This window comes from Nocardiopsis synnemataformans (genome assembly GCF_965343085.1).
GTDB classification, from domain to species: domain Bacteria; phylum Actinomycetota; class Actinomycetes; order Streptosporangiales; family Streptosporangiaceae; genus Nocardiopsis; species Nocardiopsis alborubida.
On record NZ_CBDRFA010000009.1, the window covers coordinates 102,750 to 119,690 of the forward strand.

A 16,941-nucleotide genomic window follows, 5' to 3' on the forward strand; every position below is an offset into this window, starting at 1 on the left:
GATACGCCGACCGTTTTCTCGTGTCCGCCCACGAAAAACGGCATATGACGCGATTGGGTCTGCCCGCCACTTAAAGGGATCTTCTACGCTTATCTATGGGTACCCCTCGGGCCGGGTACACCTCCGTACACGGACCGCCCGACAACCCGGACTGGAGAGGGTGACGCCCGTGCTGGCCGACTCCTACGGACGAGTGGCGACCGACCTGCGGGTCTCGCTCACCGACCGCTGCAACCTCAGGTGTACCTACTGCATGCCGCCGGAGGGGTTGGAGTGGTTGCCCAAGCCGGAACTGCTCACCGACGACGAACTCCTGCGCCTCATCCGCATCGGTGTCACCCACCTCGGCATCACCGAGGTGCGCTTCACCGGCGGAGAACCCCTGCTTCGCCGCGGCCTGCCCGGCCTCGTCGCAGGGACGACCGCGCTGGAGCCCCGCCCCCACACCGCCCTGACCACCAACGGCATCGGACTGGCCCGCATGGCCCCCGCCCTCGCCGAGGCCGGGCTCGACCGAGTCAACGTCTCCCTCGACACCCTGCGCCCCGACGTGTTCGAGACCCTCGCCCGCCGCCGCAGGCTCAACGACGTCATCGACGGCCTGGCGGGCGCCGCGGAGGCCGGGCTCACCCCCGTCAAGGTCAACGCGGTGCTCATGCGCGGCGTCAACGACGACGACGCCCCCGACCTGCTGCGCTTCTGCGTCGAGCACGGCTACGAGCTGCGGTTCATCGAGCAGATGCCGCTCGACGCCCAGCACGGCTGGCGGCGCGACACCATGATCACCGCCGAGGAGATCCTCGCCAACCTCGAAACCGAGTTCACGCTCGACGCGGCCGACGCCGACACGCGCGGCAGCGCCCCCGCCGAGCTCTTCCACGTGCGCGGAGCCCGCTTCCCCAACGGGGAGCAGGCCACCGTCGGTGTCATCGGATCGGTCACCCGGCCCTTCTGCGGCGCCTGCGACCGCGTCCGCCTCACCGCCGACGGACAGGTGCGCAACTGCCTGTTCGCCCGCGAGGAGTCCGACCTGCGCTCCCTGCTGCGGGGCGGCGCCACCGACGAGGAGATCGCCCGGAGCTGGACCGCCGCCGTGTCCGCCAAGCTGCCCGGACACGGCATCAACGACCCCAGCTTCCTCCAGCCGTCCCGGCCGATGTCGGCCATCGGCGGCTGAACCCCGGCCGCGGCACGCCACCGGTGCGCCCGGACCCCGCGCCCGCCCTGCCCTAAAACCCGTTGCCTCCTCCGACCGGCTCTGGCTTGATGTCCAGGGGCACGACCGCGTACGTGCCCGTACGAACGGCCCCACAGGCCGTGCCGGGAAAGGGAGGTGGCTTGAACATGTCCTACACCGAGGTTTCCGGGGAACGCATCCCCATCCGCATGTGGGCCGCGCCCGACGAGGTCGAGGCCGCGGCCATGGAACAGCTGCGCAACGTCACCCGCATGCCGTGGGTGCACGGTCTGGCCGTCATGCCCGACGTGCACTACGGCAAGGGCGCCACCGTCGGATCGGTCATCGCCATGCGCGACGCGGTCAGCCCCGCCGCCGTCGGCGTGGACATCGGCTGCGGCATGACCGCCGTGCGCACCGATCTGACCGCCGAGCGCCTGCCCGACGACCTCCGGCGGCTGCGCTCCGCCCTGGAGGCGGTGATCCCGGTCGGCTACCACGCCCACGACGAACCGGTCGACCCCGCGGCCGTCCCCACCCTGCGTGAGGCCGACTGGTCCGGCTTCTGGGCGGGGTTCGACGCCCTGGCCGACGCCGTGCACCCCCGCCGCGAGCGCGCCCTCCGCCAGATGGGCACCCTCGGCGGCGGCAACCACTTCCTGGAGGTGTGCCTGGACGACGGCGGGGCCGTGTGGCTGGTGCTGCACTCCGGGTCGCGCAACATCGGCAAGGAGCTGGCCTCCCACCACATCGAGCGGGCCCAGACGCTGCCGCACAACCAGGACCTGCCCGACCGCGACCTGGCGGTGTTCGTCACCGGCACGCCCGAGATGGACGCCTACCGCCGGGACCTGTTCTGGGCCCAGGAGTACGCGCGGCGCAACCGCGACGTCATGATGGGCCTGGCCTGCCAGGCCCTGGCCGAACAGGTCCCTGGCACCCGCTTCGAGCAGTGGATCTCCTGCCACCACAACTACGTGGCCGAGGAGACCTACGACGGGGTGGACGTGCTCGTCACCCGCAAGGGCGCCATCCGCGCCGGTGCGGGCGACCTGGGGATCATTCCCGGATCCATGGCGACGGGAACCTACATCGTGCGCGGACTGGGCAACCCGGCCTCGTTCAACTCCGCCTCGCACGGGGCGGGACGGCGGATGAGCCGGAACAAGGCCCGCAGGACCTTCACCGAGGCCGACCTGGTCGAGCAGACCAGGGGAGTGGAGTGCCGCAAGGACCGGGGCGTCGTGGACGAGATCCCCGCCGCCTACAAGGACCTGGAGGCGGTGATCGAGGCCCAGGCCGACCTGGTCGAGGTGGTCGCCCACCTGCGCCAGGTGGTGTGTGTCAAGGGCTGAGGCGGTGTGCGGGCCGGGCCCCGCGTCCTCCGCTCCCGGGGCGCTCCGTCCGTACGGACAGCGCCCCGGGAGCGGCGTACGCTTCCCTGCATGGGACACCGACACCCGAGCAAACTCAAGAACTCCGAGGTGAGCCACGCCCGCGCCCGCTGGCTGCTGCGGGCGGAACTCGACGGCTGCGACGAGTGCCGCCGGGAGGGGGACCGCGAGGCCCTGACCGATCTCGCCGTCGGCGGCGTCTTCGACTCGCTCCTCATCGGGTTCGTGCTGTCCCGCACCCAGCACTGGTACTCCCCGAGCAGGCCGGTCCCGTACCCGGCCACGGTCTACCGCATGGCCCCCGTCGACGAGCGCGACTTCTGGCGCCAGCCCACCCAGCACTGCATGCGGGTGTGCACGGTGCGGGGTTCGGAGGGCACCAGCGTGGACACCGCGCCCGCGCTCAAGGAGCTGCGGCTGATGTCGATGGACCACCGCAGGGCCGTCCTGGACGACGTGATGGACGGGCTCGCCGAGACGGAGGGGTGAGCGCGATGCCGTCGCCGTGGGCCATGCTGGGACCTTGACTTCCTCTCCTGCCTGAAGGCGGGAGATTCCGGAACCACCTACCGGTGGTTCGAGGCCAGGGCCTCGTCACGGGTCGCCCCGTGGCCTTCCTGCTTCGTCACCGGTCGCCCCGTCCGGGAGGACTCCCGTTGAGGTCTCACACCAGCTCCGCAGGCAGATGCCGCCAACCCGGCGGCCCTGAGATTGTTCGCCGCGTTCACATCGCGGTCGTGGGTCACCCCGCAGTGGGGGCACGTCCACTCCCGTACACGCAACGGCAACGACGCGTGCACGTAGGCGCACCCGGGCGTCGAGCACAGCCGGGAGGAGGGAAAGAACCGGTCCACCACGACCAACTCCCGCCCATGCCACTGCGCCTTGTACTCCAGCATGGTGCGCAGCTCACGCCAGGCCGCGTCCGAGATCGCCCGGGACAGCCTCCGGTTCCTGACCAGATTGCTCACCGTCACATCCTCGATCACGACCACTTGGTTCTCGCGGACGAGTCGAGTAGTGAGCTTGTGCAAAAAGTCGCGCCTGCGGTCGGTGATGCGGGCGTGCACCCGCGCCACCTTGCGGCGGGCCCTGTCCCGGTTCGCGCTGCCCTTGGCCTTACGGGCCAGCGCCCGCTGTGCCTTGGCCAGCCTGGCGCGGTCGCGTTGCTCGTGGCGGGGGTTGGCCACCTTCTCCCCCGTGGACAACGCCACCAGCGACGTCACACCCATGTCCACGCCCACCGCGTCGTTGACGGCCGGGGTCGATGTGATGGTGTCCTCGCACAGCAGGGACACGAACCAGCGCCCGGCCGCCTCACGCGAGACCGTCACCGTCGAAGGGCGCGCTCCTTCGGGCAGGGGCCGCGACCACACCACGTCGAGCGGATCAGCCATCTTGGCCAGAGTGAGCTGGCCGTCGCGGTAGCGGAACGCGGACCGGGTGTACTCCGCCGAGGCCCGGGACCTCTTCTTCGACTTGAACCGCGGATACCGCGCACGCCGGTCGAAGAAGTTGCCGAACGCGGTGTGCAGGTGGCGCAGCGTCTGCTGGAGCGGAACGCAGGAGACCTCGGTGAGGAAGGACAGCTCCTCGCTCTTCTTCCAGGCGGTCAGTGCCGCGGAGGAGTCGGTGTAGGAGAGCCGCCGCTGTTCGGTGTTCCAGGCGGCGGTGCGTTCGGCCAGGGCGCGGTTGTAGACCAGGCGCACGCACCCGAACGTGCGCGGCAGCTCAGCCGCCTGCGCATCGGTCGGATAGAAGCGGTACCGAAACGCCCGCTTCACGCTCTTCCTGGTCATGGAACACACCGTAGCGACCACTCTGCGACCGCGTGAGCCGAACCCAACAGAAAGCCACGAGAAAGGAGAGGGCGTTTCCTCCCCGCCCTGAAGGACGGGGTGTCCACGCCCAACAAACAGATGAACGAGACCCTGGACGCCGTCGTCCTCGCCGGGGGCGCGGCCCGCCGCATGGGCGGCGTCGACAAGCCCGGGCTGTCCGTGGCCGGACGCACCCTGCTGGAGCGGGTCACCGACGCCGTCCTCTCCCACAACGCCGGGGCGGGGGACGGGGGCCGGGTGATCGTGGTCGGCCCGCCCCGCGAGAGCCCCCGCGCGCTCTACGTCCGCGAGGACCCGCCCGGCTCCGGCCCCGTGCCCGCGCTGCGCGCCGGACTGCCGCACGTGCGCACCCCACGGTTCGCGCTGCTGGCCGCCGACCTGCCCCACCTGGACCCCGGCCATCTGGCCGCCCTCCGCGCCGCCGCCGACGAGGACGCCGACGGCGCGGGCGCGGTGTTCGTGGACTCCACCGGGCGCGAGCAGTGGCTCACCGGCGTGTGGCGCACCGAGGCCGTGCGCGCCGCCCTCGCCGACTACCCGGGGCGCTCCCTGTACGGGCTGCTCGGCCCCCTCGCCCCTCGCACGGTGGCCTTGACCGACGACCTGGCCGTGGCCGACTGCGACACCCCCGGCGACCTCGACCGCGCCCGTCGGATCCTGGAGCCGCCGACCGGTTGAGTGCCGCAGACGGGCTGGGAACCGCTGACCGGCTGAGGACCACCGACGAGTGGGAGCCGTTGACCGGTCGGGGCGCTGACGGGACGGAAATGGCTGACCGGTCGAGTGCCGTGACGGGCTGGGTGCCGCCGAGAGCTTGAGCGCCGACGACCGGCTGGGGACCGCCTCAGGGTTGCGCGAGCGCGCCGCGGTGGTCCATGATGTCCGCCATGACGATCAGGAAGGGCGGATCCCGCCCGGGCCTTTGAGCCCCACCGCGCCGACGTACGGGTCGGCCACCTCACTCCTCCGCTCCGTCGAGGACCGCGCCGCCTCCCGGCGCATGCGCGTTCTGGCGCTCTACGCCCGCGACCACGCGGGCACACCCCACCTCACCGAGATCCTCCGGCAGCTCGAAACCGCGGGCCGCGGACGCCTCGCCGTGCACATGGCCGCGGCCGCGCGCGACACCGACACCCTCGCCCTGCACCTCGCCGGACCCGACCCCGAACTCCGCCGGGCCGCCCTGTGCGCCCTCCGTGAGCCCTCCCTGCCCGACCAGGCCGTGCCGCCCGTCCTGGACGACGCGCCCACCGGTCTGCGCCGGGCCCTCTACCGGACCCTCTACCACGCGCGGCGCACCGGCCTCGCCGACTCCCTCCTGTCCCGCGTGCGCGCGGAGTACGGCGACGCCGAGGCAGCCGCCCTCCTGCCCGCGTGCTCACCCGCGCAGGTCGCCGCGCACCTGCCCGGCCTCCGCCACGCCGTGCGCTCCTGGCGGCGGCTGGCCCGACGCCACCCCGACGCCCTCCTGGACCTGCTCCGGGAGGCGCACGCCCGGGGCGGGTGGACGTTCGAGCGACTCCCCGACCTGAGGCGCGTCCTCCAGGCGCTCGACCCCGTCCGACCGGCCGAGCTCGGAACCCTGCTCCGGGAACTCGGCGAGGAGCGTCGGGGCCTCGCGCTCCTCGCCCCCCACACCCACCGACTGCTGTACCGCGACGGCGACGAACGCCACTACTCCACCCGCTATCCCGCCGGTCCCGGCGGCACCCGCGACATCCGCCGCCTGTCCAGGCATGCCAGACACACCCCCGCGGAGGTGCTGCCCGTCCTGAGAGCCATGCCCCTGCCCGTGCGCACCGCCCACCTGGACCGCATCGCCCGGCGCGGGGACGGCTACGGGGCACTGCTCCTGCTGCCCTACCTGGACCTGCTTCCCCGCGACCGCGCCGAGGCCGAGGCCCGTCGCGCACTGGCGGAGGTCACCGCCTTCCAGAGCCGCAGCACCCGCTACGGCGACCCCGACAAGGACCTGGACGCGATCGCCCACCTGCCCTACGGGGAGGCGGCCGGACCGCTGGAGGAGGCCGCCTCGGCCGGAGATCCCGACCGCCGTGCGCGCGGCCTGGCCCGGCTGGTGGAGGCCACCGCCCGCACCGGCGACCCGCGCCTGCTGGCCCGCGTGCTCACCGAGCGCGCCGAGCGCTCCCGTGCCGAACGCGACCCGGTCCGCCGCTCCCTGCTGTGCGCCCTCTCCCGGGTCTCCCCTCCGCTGCTCGCGCGGGCGTCCCTGCCCGCCCTGCACCGCCTGCTCGCCGACACCCTGGGCTCACGCGACACCTCGGCCGACACCCGCCGAGCCCTGCGCGACCTGGCCGCCGCCCTGCTGCGCCACCCTCTGACCCGGCAGAACGCGGAGGCGACGGACTGGGCGCTGGAGGCCTACACCGGCCTGGTCGCGCGCTTTGGCGCGCGGGGACTGGGCGAGCGGGGCCGTCCGCGCTCGCGTCCCCCGTGGTGGAGCGCGCCGCGCCGCTGGGCCGCCCGGGCCGCCCTGGACCCCGCCCTGGACCAGGTGCTGCCCCGGGGGCTGGAACGGGAGCTGTACCGGCGCCTGGCCCCGGCGCTCGACGACGCCCGCGCCCGGGGCGACCTCGCCCCCGCGGTCGCCCTGGCCCGCGAACTCGGCCGCCGCGCACACGGCGTTCCGGAACTGCGCGAGCACCTGGCTGCCGCCCTCGGCCACGACACGTCCACCACCGGTTCCGTGAACACCACAGGCCCTTCCAACCTCAGGGGCGCCGTGGCTCCCACCGGAACCGAGGGCACCACCGACTCCTCCGGCCTCCGGTACACCGGCACCGGAGCCCTCACCACGGCGGAGACCGAGGCCACCGCGCGCGAGGCGGCGGAGCTGTACCTGACCGGTCCCGGCGCTCGCGCCGACGCACGGGCGCTGTTCGACGCCGACCCCTCCGCGGCCCGCGTCCCCCGGGTGTGGAGCCTCCTCGTCCGCCACGCCGAGCCGTCCGCGCTCCGCACCGCCTTCGACGCCGTCGGGGAGCACCGCGCCGCCGACGCGGGCGCGTGGGTGCCCGTCCTCGACCGGCGGACCGTCCGGGACTGGCCGGAGGAACTGTGTGCCCGGGCCGCCGACCACCTGGCGGGGATCGCCGACGACCCCTCCCAGGCGATCGACGACCGTGAGCGCGCCCTGCGCGGTCTGGGCGCGCTGCCCGGCGCGGCCGACCGGCTGACCCCCTACCTGGACGGCCCCGACACCGTCCTGCGCGAGGCCGCCCTGAGCGCCCTCGGCCGCTGCGACGAGCCCGCCCGCGCCCTGGACCTCGTCCTGGCGCACGCCGACGGACCCCGGTCCCGGGCCGCCGGACCGGCGTTGTCGCGCTGCGCGAAGGGCGTCGCTCCCTCCCGCCTGGGTCCGGCGCTGTGCCGGGTCCTGGACGGCCCGGCCAAGGTCACCGTCCGCAAGGCGGCGGCCCGGCTGCTGGAGCACCACCGCCCGCCCGGCGGGATCGAGCACCTCGCCCGCGTCCTGGACACCGGCGACGGGCTGCACCGGGACGTGCGCGCGGCCGTGGCGGGCGCGCTCATGCGGGCGCTGGACCATCCCGAGGCCCTGCCCGCCCTGGCCCGCAACGCGCACGGGTTCACACGGGTGGAGGTCCAGTTCGCCGTGTTGCAGATCTCTCCGCTGGCCTGTCCGCCGTCGCGGAGGGAGGGCGCCGCTCAGGTGGTGGCCTCGCTGCCGGAGCCCTCCCGCGACCACTGGCGGTTCCCCGGGTGGACCAGCCGTTGGGCGCCCTGGACCGACCACAATCTGGACGCGTTGGCCGATGCCGTGTGCGACATGGGCCGGGACGGCGAGCGGGCGATCCGCGCCTTCGGGCAACTGCTCCTGGACGGACGGGGGACCGACCGGATCAGCGGGATGCTGGCCCGGCTCCTGGCGGCCGTCCCCCGACCCGAGCACGGGGTGCCCGCGCGCGGCCCCCTCCGGAAGTCGGAGGACTCCGCCCACCGGAGGGTGAAGAGACTGGTCGGGCTCCTCCAGAACCGGATGTCGGAGAGCGGGGACCGGGATCCCGTACTGGAGGAGCAGGTGGACGCGGTGCTCGGCCTGCTCGGAACCCGGGAGGAGTACGCCCCGGAGGCGCTCTTCCTCGTTCAACGCAGGATCGCGGTCGCGTGTGCGCCCCCGGAAGGGGACCCGTCGGTCCGTGAGCTGGCGGACCTGCTCCTTGCCGGTGCCCACCTGCTGGCCCGTGAGCCCTTCGACCAGGGAGATCCGAACCGGCTCCTCCAGCCGTTCCGGGGCACCTACCGCCGTTCGGGGGTCGAGCCGCGGGTGCTGGAGGCGGTGGTGCGCCGACTGTTCGGCGCGGCCTCGGCGACACAGGGCGCGGCGGGGGAGACGGCGGCCCTCCTGGGCCTGCGCCTGGTGAAGGGGGCGGGCGACGAGGCCGACTGGGACGGGCCCTGGCCGCGGCTGCTCTCCCGCGCGGGCGACCTCGGCCACGAGAGGGTGCGCGCCGCGGCCTGGCGGATGGTGGTGTAGCGACTCCTCCGGGCGGGGAAGGCGCGGTCTCCGGCCGTTCCCGCCCGGGAGGCGCTCCCCGCTCCGGAGGCTCCCACCGGCCTCGGAACCGCCGCCTCCGTGCCCGGACGACGGGTTCCGCCAGCGGGTCAGCCCTCGAACTCGTCCATGGGGACGGTCTCGCGCAGGAACCCGCGCATGTCCAGGAAGGAGGACAGGTACTCGCGGTGCTCGTCGCAGGCCGTCCACACCTTGCGGCGGTCCGGGGTGTGCAGTTTGGGGTTGTTCCACACCAAAGCCCACGTCGCCTCGGCGCGGCACCCGCGCCGCGAGCACTGTGTCTCCGCCGGTTTACCCAATGCTGACCCCCAAGCCGGGAAACTGCCTCCATGGTCAAGCCACGGGCACGTTCGGGTCTTCGCCTCCGGCCGCCCGCGCGGGCGGCCCGGGGCCGGACACAAGGCGACGCCGGGTGGTTACGGGGGCAAACCACCCGGCGTCGCAGGCGATGTTCCAACGGGGGCTCGGAACACCGCTCCCGCGCTTCGACGGGGGACCGAAGCGCTAGAACCCAATGTACACCGATGCCCCCCGGTGTACGTCAAGAGTCAGTTACGACGTTGTCTCGGGAGAGTTCCGCCGATACGGGGCCCTAAGTCCCATATCAGTACTCACCTGGCATTTCGCCCATAACATCTGGCCCGCGGGCCACGATCACCGGGTCAAGGGGGACCCAACCGCGTGTCCCACGGGCCCCCGCGAACGGCAAAGCGCCCGGTCCCTCCGCGCCGGTGCGAGGCGGGTGCGCCGGGAGGGCTCCGTGTGGCTCCGGGGGATTACGGGGAGGCAGGAAACGGGGGGTCGCGCTCCGCGCGGCCGAGAACCGACTACGCAGGGGGTCCCACATGTCCCACAACACCTACCGCGTCACGGAGATCGTCGGAACCTCGCCGCAGGGGATCGACCAGGCCATCCGCAACGGCATCGACCGCGCCTCGGCCACGCTGCGCGGACTCGACTGGTTCGAGGTCACCGAGATACGCGGCCACATCGAGGAGGGCGACGTCGCCCATTTCCAGGTGGGCCTCAAGGTGGGCTTCCGCCTGGAGGAATGAGGAATGAGGACGGGCGGCCGCGGTCACGGGGCCCGTGTCCGCCGTGGCCGCGCCCGCCTCACCCGCCCTCGGGGGCCTCCCGCCCGCGCTGCACGTCCACGTGCACGTGGTCCAGGTGGCGCAGGATCTCGTTGCCCGGGTCGGCCTCGTAGTCGCGCCACCCCAGCGACGGGAAGCTCGTGCTCCAGATCCGGTCGTCGAAGATGATCACGTCGATCTCGTAGTCCGGGGCGTGCGCGATCAGCCAGTGCGCCATCACCCACCCCGCGCGGCGGTTGTCCTCGTTGACCGGCCGGTAGAAGACGTCGATCGCGCGGCCGTCGTAGTGCGCCGAGTCGTCGCCGTGGCCGGTGTCGAAGCCGCCCGGCTGGTAGCCGCCCAGGCTCAGACCGGAGAAGTGCTCCTCCATGCCCTCCAGCAGGTGCTGGGCGCGCGGCTTCAGGCCCGAGGGCTCCAGCTCCTCCTGCACCTCCAGGTCGGGGTTCTTGGTGGAGCGGCAGGTCAGCGAGGGCCCGGCGTCCCCCTCGGGGCCCTCCTCCAGCAGCGTCATCACCGGCTCGGGGATGTCGCCGGTGTCGGGCGCCCCGATCGGGGCGCTGTCGCCCTGCACGGCGACGGCGGCCGCGGTGGTCGCCCGCCGGGCCTGGTCCCGGTCCAGGCGGACGTGCACCTCACCCGTCCACACCGAGCACTCCGGGCCCCAGGGCGTCGAGGCGGGGAACAGGTCGGTGTTGCGCGCCACCCAGCGCGCGCTCACGACGGCGATGACGGCCAGCACCAACAGAACGGCCACGGCCATGAGCACGCCGGTCCACCGGCGCTCGGGCCGCGATCTGCTGTGTGTCATGCCCTGCTCCTCCGTGTTCGTGCCGGGCAGCGCTGTCGCCGCCGGCGCGTTTCCCAGAGAGTCAACTCCCGGGGGGACCCCCGGGTTTCCGGCACCGAGGACATTTTTCCCCGTCGGGGCGGATCTACCGTCCCCGAGGCCCGTCGCCGCAGGTCACCGGATCGACCACAGGACGAACAGCCCGCCCAGGACCAGGGTCAGCGCCCAGATCCGGTCCATGGTCACGCCGCGCCAGCGCAGCGCGTGCACCCCCAGGAAGTCGTGCGCGAGCAGCGCCGCGACCCCCGCCGCGGCCAGCATCGCCAGCGTGTGCACGCCGGTCGCGGCCAGGCCGACCAGCGTCGCGTCCCAGAGGGTCCAGGCCCCCTCGGCCGCCGCCCCGCCCGCCGCCGCGCCCCCCGTCGTCGCTGCTTCCTCCGCGGAGGCGCCGTGTCCGCCGTGCTCGTCCCCGCCGGAGTGCGTGTGCGTGAGCTGGCCCGCCAGAACCGGCATCAGCATCAGCCCCGCGCCGTGCGCCGACGACATCAGGAACGACCACGCCGACAGCTGCCACAGCGGCAGCCGCACCTCGCGCCAGTGGAAGTGCCGACGCGTCAGCAGCATCACCAGCCCCACCAGAACGATCAGCGTGCCGCCCGCCACCGGAAAGAGCACCGATGCGGTGACCGAGCCGGTGACGGTGACGGCCACGGCCGCCACCGCCACGCTCGCGGCGTGCCCGGCGGCGATGGCGGGCAGCGACCGCAGCACCTCGGCGCGACCGCCCTCCTGGAGGCCGCGGGTCACGGCCAGCAGCCAGCCCATGCCCGGGTGTAGGCCGTGGAAGGCGCCCAACGCGACGAGGGTCCAGATCTGCGCGGGGGTCACCGCGTCAGAGTCACACGGCGGTGAGCGACCCGCAACGGTCCGCGTCCCTCTGACCGACACCGGTCACGGGGGATTGCGCGCGGCCCCCGCGGGGGAGCGGGGGCCGCGCACCGGGTTCAGCACCCGGTCAGGGGCACAGGGCCTCCAGGTTGCTGGGCTCCGCGCCCACCTGGCGGCCCGGCTCGTCGGGCTCCTCCTCGTCGAGGCCGGTGTACTCCTGCCACTCGGTCAGCCCGTCGTCCTCCGGGGACCCAGCCGGCTCGGAGGGCTCGGCGGACTCCTCCTCGGCGGGGGCGTCGGAGGCCTCCTCGGTCACGTCGTCGCCCGCGGGGTTCCCCCCGGCGATGGCCTCGGCTACCAGGGCCTTGACCTGTTCCCAGTCCGGGTTGGCCGTGTTGACCTGGGGCGGCGAGAGCTGGAACGTGCTCATGCTCCCGCTGTCGGTGACCGTGTCGGCCAGGTCGACGAACGCGGGCACCTTGGCCTGGGGGATGTCCGTGCTCAGGGTGCGCTCCGTGGCGCCCGCGAGCCTGCGGTAGCTCGTCAGGACGGTCATCGGGTCGACCTGCTCGGCCACGTACTTGATCAGGCAGCCCTGGCGGCCCATCCGGCCGTAGTCGTCGCTGTTGGTCCGCGAGCGGCCGTACCAGAGCGCGTCGTGGCCGTCGAGGCGGCGCAGGCCCGGCTCCAGCACCCCGCCGTGTACGCCGTAGGGGATCGGCTCCTCGATGAACACCTCCACGCCGCCGATGGCGTCGATCAGGTCGCGGAAGCCCATCATGTCGACCATCGCGTAGTAGCCGATCTCCAGGTCGAGGTTGTACCCGATGACCTTCTTGAGGGTGTCGGCGGAGGGGTCGGCCGCGTCCGGGTTGAGCGCCAGCTCCTCGGGCTCCTCGGCCACCGTCTGGTACACGTCGTTGAGCAGCAGGTCGAAGCCGTAGGGCTCGGGGTAGCGCTCGGCCAGGGCGCTGTCCTCGGGGAAGTGCACGTTCTCCAGGTTGCGCGGCAGCCCCACCAGCACGGTGTCGCCGGTCCCGGTGTCCATGCTGGCCACCATCATGCTGTCGGTGCGCACCCCGTAGCGGTTGTCCGCCGAGTCCGAGCCGATCAGCAGCACGTTGACCCGCTCCTGGCCGTTCCAGGGGTCGGCCTCGTCGTGCGGGGGCATGAGGGGGTCCTCGTCGGCGTGGAAGACGTTGTTCAGCGTCTGGTACGCCGTGTAGCCGCCGTGCAGGGCCAGCGCCGAGGGCGCCGCGACGGTCAGGCACAGCAGCAGGACCACGGCCGCGCCGAGCACTCGCGAGCCCCGGGGCGCCCCCGCGGGCCGGGTGATCACCCAGGAGTGCACGATCACCGTCAACCACAGCACCGCCACGACGAACACCACGCCCATGGCGCCCAGCAGCCACCGATCCTGTAGCGCCATGGTGGCCAGCCGCGTCATGGTGTTCGCCTCGTCGGTGCCCAGCCGCCACACCCACACGACCAGACCCAGGATCCCGGCCAGGTACACCCCCAGGATCACCGCGCCCGCGACCCTGCGGCGCATCCGCAGGTGGGCCAGCCCGGGAAGGGGAACCGACGCCGCGGTCCACAGCAGCGCCCGGCCCGTACCCGGGCGCGCGGGCGCCTCGTCCCGCTGATCGTCCTCCGCTGTCACCGGTGGTTCCTCTCCAGCCGCGGGGCGGACCGCCCCGTTGTCCTCGCCGTTCCCGTCGCGGTCGCCGTGCGGCGCCACGCAGCGGGCTCGGTCTCGTGTCCGAAACCCCTGTTGTGTACATGCCAGAGAAGGGTCATCTTGTTCCCCTGCGGGTGGGACCCGTGCTCTCCGGACGTACCGCGCGGGCCGTCCTCCTCCGGGCGTGGGGAGCCCGTGGGGTGCGTGTGCGGGCCCGACAGTTCAGTGTGGCGCTTTGCGCGAGTTTGTGTGCACCACTACTCAGTCATGAGGGATGTTCTATACAAGTCTGTTATGTGTCTCGCACGCGGCTGATGGGGTATTGGCCACCCCCTCTGTCGCGGCCAAAGGGGGAGATCGACCGATTTCTTTGGCGATCAGTAGTGCGCGCACGCCGCAGCTGCGATGATCTGGCCGCAGGAGGGGGCGTCGTCCGGGGGAAGGGCGGCGTCATGGGAATGAAAGGCAAGCCATCGTGCTCGATGCGGTTGACACCGCGCTCATGCGCGCGCTGCAAGGGGACGGCAGAGCGACGTTCCAGGCACTGGCCGACGGGGTCGGTCTGTCGAGGACAGCGGTACGCGCCAGAGTGCGCCAGCTCGTGCAGTCCGGGGCGATCAGGATCGTCGGGGTGCTGCACGCCGGAGTCGTGGGAATGGAGGTCCTCAGCCACGTGTCGTTCCGCGTCAGCGGCCCCGTGGGACCGATGCTGGACGCGTTGGGGGAGAGGGAGGCGGTGACCTTCGCCGCGCACGCGGCCGGGCGGTTCCCGGCCGTGGCGCAGGTGCGGGTGGCCGACGACGCCGCCCTGACCAAGGAGCTCTCCGAGCTGCGCGCGCTGCCGGGAGTGGACGGCGCGGAGGTCTTCCGCGCCAACTCCGTGTTCAAGGACGCCCACAGCAGCGTCCGGGAGCTGCGCGACATCGAACTGGACGCCCTGGACTGGCGCCTGGTCCGGCAGCTGCTCAGGGACGGCAGGTCCTCCTACGCGGACCTCGCCCGCCAGGTGGGCCTGTCACAGGCCGCGGCCCGCTCGCGGGTGGTGCGGCTGCTCGACTCCGGAGTGGTGCACGTGACCGCGCTGGTGGAGCCCACGGCGGTGGGGGCCAACGAGCGGCTGGGCTTCGGCCTGCGCTGCCGGGGCGACGCCGAGCTGCTGGGGGCCGCGCTGGCGAACATGCCCAGGATCTCCTTCCTGGCCAGCGGTTTCGGGCGCTACGACGTCATCGGCACCCTCACCGCGCCCGACCGCTGCCAGCTGGTGGAGGCCCTGGAGGGGGTGCGCGCCACCCCGGGGGTCGGCTACGTGGAGTCCTGGGACCACCTGTCGGTGCGCAAGGAGCGCAAGGGGGGCGAGCGCCCCCTGGAGTGGGTCGCGCCCTAGGTGTATTGACCTGAGAGGTTGGTTACGCGGGAGGCGGGAGGGCCGTCCGGGGCGGCGGGCACGCTGGGTAGGCGCTGGCGGCTTCTCCGTCCGTATCTGTAACCAGCGGTAGCATTTTTATGTGTTTCCCGCGTGCATGGCTTGCGTCACGCTTAAGTTACCCGTGAGTATGGGAAGGGGTCGGTCCGTACCGGCCGCACCGGGCGCGGGTGTAGTGGGAGGCTGACGTGGCACTGGCGGATACGTTGACGGCTGTGGGCACGGTGGCGCTCGCGCGGTGCGGCGGCAGGCCGTTCGGGACGCACCTGTTCTCCGTCTGGCCGGGGGCCGCCTTCGCGGCGACCGCCTTCCCGGTCCGCTGCACGCCGGGGGACAACCTCGCCATCCACGTCGCGGTGGCCCAGGCTCCTCCCGGCTCCGCCCTCGTGGTGGACGTCGCTGGGGAGGCCGAGTACGGCTACGTCGACGAGATCCTCGCCGTGGCCGCCAGCACCCGCGGGGTCACGGGCATCGTCCTGGACGGCTGCGTCCGCGACATCGCGGCCATCGCCCGGTGCGCGCTGCCGGTGTTCGGGGCCGGGGTCGCGGTGCGCGAGGCCGCGCACGAGGCGGGCGGCTCGGTGGGCCGCCAGATCAGCATGACGCCGGGCGGCCCCGCACCCCTTCCGGTGCGCCGGGGCGACTGGATCGTCGCCGACGACGACGGCGTGGTGTGCCTGCCCCGGGGGCAGGTCGGCTCCATCATCGCCGCGACCGTGGACAGCGTCTCGCGCGAACGCGAGATCATCGACGCCGTCTACGCGGGGGAGAGCACCCTGGACCTGCTCGGCCTGGACCCCTCGCGCGTCGCGGGCTGGGAGGACCGCTCCGAGCACCGCTCCCGGCGCCCGGGGCGCTCGCGGACCCTGGGCACCCTCCGCGACACCGCCGCCCGCGGCGCCGAGGGGCACTCCCCGGCGCGTTCGCGGACCTCGCCGCGCTCCGCCGTGGGCGACCCCTGGGAGTGAGCCCGAGGAGCCGTCCAGGGACGGTCGGACCGGCGTCGGAGGGTGTTTCGCCGTCCCCAGAGCCGCACGGTCGCGCGGCGCACGCCGGGGCCGGGCGCAGGCCCCTCCACGGCGGCTGGGGCCCGGTGCGTGCCGGGCACGGTTCCGTGAGGGCCCCGGAACCCGTCCAGGCCCCTCCGCGGCCGCTGGAACCCGGTGTGCGCGCATCGGCCCGGAAACGCGTGGGAACGCTCCCGGGCCGCTGGCGCGCCGCTTGGCAGGACCGGGTCCGACGCGGGCCGCTCAGTCCTCGGTGAGCGAGAGCAGCTCGTCGATGTAGCAGGTGGCCTCCCGCGCGGCCCCGGCCGCGTCGGCGCCGCGGATCGCCTCGGTCAGCTTGGAGTGGTCCACGCCGTCGGTGGCCGAGGAGGGCCGGGCGGTGGCCTCGTCGCCCTGCTCGTAGGCCGTGTGCGCGATGCTCGCGTACACCACCTGCGCGATGTCGTCGTACAGGTCGATCAACAGGGTGTTGTGGGTGGCGTTGACCACCGCGCGGTGGAACGTGAAGTCCGCCTCCACGAACGCGCCCATGTCGCGCTCGCGCCAGGCGGCCTCCCGCAGCGCCATGGCGCGGTCGATGTCGGCCATGTCCTCGTCGCTGTGGCGCAGCGCGGCCAGCCGGGCCGCCTCCACCTCCAGCGCGCGGCGCACCTCCAGGTTCTCCCTCAGGCGGGAGCGCTCCAGACGGCGCCGCAGGGCGCCGCCGAGCTCGCTGGAGGCCCGCACGAAGGTGCCCGCCCCCTGTCGGATCTCCAGCAGTCCGGCGTGGGCCAGGGCGCGGACCGCCTCGCGGACGGTGTTGCGGCCCACCTCAAGCTGCTCGGAGAGCTCCGACTCGGTGGGGATGCGGTCGCCCACGCCCCACTCGCCCGAGTCGATCTGTGCTCGTAGCTGACTGATGACCTGGTCGACGAGACCGGTCCGGCGTGTCGAGGCGAGGGGCACGCGTATACCTCCTAGGGGCGGGTCGCCGGATGACTGGGCCAGCGCACAGGTACGGGACGGTTAAGGCCGGAGCTTAGACCAGTTACGGTCGGGAATTGTCCTTGAACGGTAATGCGTTATCCTCATGAAGTACATCGGGTCATCCTATG

General features: G+C 73.1%; 14 protein-coding genes. 8 read left to right on the plus strand and 6 right to left on the minus strand.

All coding sequences use genetic code 11. The features are described 5' to 3' along the window. Positions 1-169: 169 nt before the first annotated feature. The 3 genes from moaA (at position 170) to ACSIH6_RS07415 (ending at position 3,060) form a co-directional block, all read left to right on the plus strand. On the plus strand, positions 170-1,177 hold the full coding sequence (gene moaA, locus ACSIH6_RS07405) for a GTP 3',8-cyclase MoaA (RefSeq protein WP_435107519.1): 1,008 nt from the start codon (positions 170-172) through the stop codon (positions 1,175-1,177). Between the two features lie 167 nt (positions 1,178-1,344). Continuing rightward, the gene (locus ACSIH6_RS07410; protein WP_435107479.1) at positions 1,345-2,532 is read left to right on the plus strand and encodes an RtcB family protein; all 1,188 of its coding nucleotides are present in this window, start codon (positions 1,345-1,347) and stop codon (positions 2,530-2,532) included. A 90-nt stretch (positions 2,533-2,622) separates the two neighbouring features. After that, a complete protein-coding gene (locus ACSIH6_RS07415; RefSeq protein WP_435107480.1) occupies positions 2,623-3,060 on the plus strand; it encodes a hypothetical protein in 438 nt (145 codons plus the stop codon). Positions 3,061-3,137: 77 nt separating this feature from the next. Here ACSIH6_RS07415 and ACSIH6_RS07420 read toward each other — a convergent pair whose 3' ends face one another. Beyond that, positions 3,138-4,370 carry an RNA-guided endonuclease InsQ/TnpB family protein gene (locus ACSIH6_RS07420; RefSeq protein ID WP_435107481.1) on the minus strand — a complete coding sequence of 411 codons (1,233 nt, stop codon included), beginning with the start codon at positions 4,368-4,370 and terminating at the stop codon, positions 3,138-3,140. Positions 4,371-4,490: 120 nt separating this feature from the next. On the opposite strand from ACSIH6_RS07420, the gene mobA reads away from it, so the two are divergent. After that, positions 4,491-5,090 carry a molybdenum cofactor guanylyltransferase gene (gene mobA, locus ACSIH6_RS07425; protein WP_435107520.1) on the plus strand — a complete coding sequence of 200 codons (600 nt, stop codon included), beginning with the start codon at positions 4,491-4,493 and terminating at the stop codon, positions 5,088-5,090. A gap of 136 nt (positions 5,091-5,226) precedes the next feature. Next, positions 5,227-8,928 (plus strand): hypothetical protein, encoded by a 3,702-nt coding sequence (locus ACSIH6_RS07430; protein WP_435107482.1) that lies wholly within the window; start codon positions 5,227-5,229, stop codon positions 8,926-8,928. A gap of 128 nt (positions 8,929-9,056) precedes the next feature. Here the strand turns inward: ACSIH6_RS07430 and ACSIH6_RS07435 are convergent, their stop codons facing one another. Continuing rightward, a complete protein-coding gene (locus tag ACSIH6_RS07435) occupies positions 9,057-9,266 on the minus strand; it encodes a hypothetical protein (RefSeq protein WP_013152454.1) in 210 nt (69 codons plus the stop codon). Between the two features lie 546 nt (positions 9,267-9,812). Between ACSIH6_RS07435 and ACSIH6_RS07440 the strand changes: the two genes are divergently transcribed. Next, positions 9,813-10,022, plus strand: coding sequence for a dodecin (locus ACSIH6_RS07440; RefSeq protein WP_013152455.1), 210 nt, complete (start codon positions 9,813-9,815; stop codon positions 10,020-10,022). A gap of 58 nt (positions 10,023-10,080) precedes the next feature. Here the strand turns inward: ACSIH6_RS07440 and ACSIH6_RS07445 are convergent, their stop codons facing one another. From ACSIH6_RS07445 to ACSIH6_RS07455, 3 genes are all read right to left on the minus strand, one after another. Beyond that, complete coding sequence (locus tag ACSIH6_RS07445; RefSeq protein ID WP_435107483.1) at positions 10,081-10,869, minus strand: VldE C-terminal domain-containing protein; 789 nt, start codon at positions 10,867-10,869, stop codon at positions 10,081-10,083. A gap of 153 nt (positions 10,870-11,022) precedes the next feature. Continuing rightward, a complete protein-coding gene (locus ACSIH6_RS07450) occupies positions 11,023-11,736 on the minus strand; it encodes a cell wall anchor protein (protein WP_435107484.1) in 714 nt (237 codons plus the stop codon). A gap of 127 nt (positions 11,737-11,863) precedes the next feature. Continuing rightward, positions 11,864-13,399, minus strand: a complete 1,536-nt coding sequence (locus ACSIH6_RS07455; protein WP_435107485.1) for an LCP family protein — start codon at positions 13,397-13,399, stop codon at positions 11,864-11,866. 493 nt (positions 13,400-13,892) lie between these two features. Here ACSIH6_RS07455 and ACSIH6_RS07460 point away from each other — a divergent pair, with 493 nt between their 5' ends. Together ACSIH6_RS07460 and ACSIH6_RS07465 are read left to right on the plus strand one after the other, a co-directional pair. Then, positions 13,893-14,801 (plus strand): Lrp/AsnC family transcriptional regulator, encoded by a 909-nt coding sequence (locus ACSIH6_RS07460; protein WP_435107486.1) that lies wholly within the window; start codon positions 13,893-13,895, stop codon positions 14,799-14,801. Between the two features lie 254 nt (positions 14,802-15,055). Next, positions 15,056-15,808 carry an RraA family protein gene (locus ACSIH6_RS07465; RefSeq protein WP_435107521.1) on the plus strand — a complete coding sequence of 251 codons (753 nt, stop codon included), beginning with the start codon at positions 15,056-15,058 and terminating at the stop codon, positions 15,806-15,808. Positions 15,809-16,090: 282 nt separating this feature from the next. On the opposite strand, the gene ACSIH6_RS07470 is transcribed toward ACSIH6_RS07465, so the two are convergent. Beyond that, a complete protein-coding gene (locus ACSIH6_RS07470; protein ID WP_435107487.1) occupies positions 16,091-16,792 on the minus strand; it encodes a FadR/GntR family transcriptional regulator in 702 nt (233 codons plus the stop codon). Positions 16,793-16,941: the final 149 nt, after the last annotated feature.

What these genes read in the sequence shown, in the direction of transcription:
- ACSIH6_RS07415 (WP_435107480.1), top strand. Translation starts at nt 2,623, where the DNA reads ATGGGACACCGACACCCGAGCAAACTCAAGAACTCCGAGGTGAGCCAC.
- ACSIH6_RS07440 (WP_013152455.1), top strand. Translation starts at nt 9,813, where the DNA reads ATGTCCCACAACACCTACCGCGTCACGGAGATCGTCGGAACCTCGCCG.
- mobA (WP_435107520.1), top strand. Translation starts at nt 4,491, where the DNA reads ATGAACGAGACCCTGGACGCCGTCGTCCTCGCCGGGGGCGCGGCCCGC.
- ACSIH6_RS07410 (WP_435107479.1), top strand. Translation starts at nt 1,345, where the DNA reads ATGTCCTACACCGAGGTTTCCGGGGAACGCATCCCCATCCGCATGTGG.
- ACSIH6_RS07420 (WP_435107481.1), bottom strand. Translation starts at nt 4,370, where the DNA reads ATGACCAGGAAGAGCGTGAAGCGGGCGTTTCGGTACCGCTTCTATCCG.
- ACSIH6_RS07445 (WP_435107483.1), bottom strand. Translation starts at nt 10,869, where the DNA reads ATGACACACAGCAGATCGCGGCCCGAGCGCCGGTGGACCGGCGTGCTC.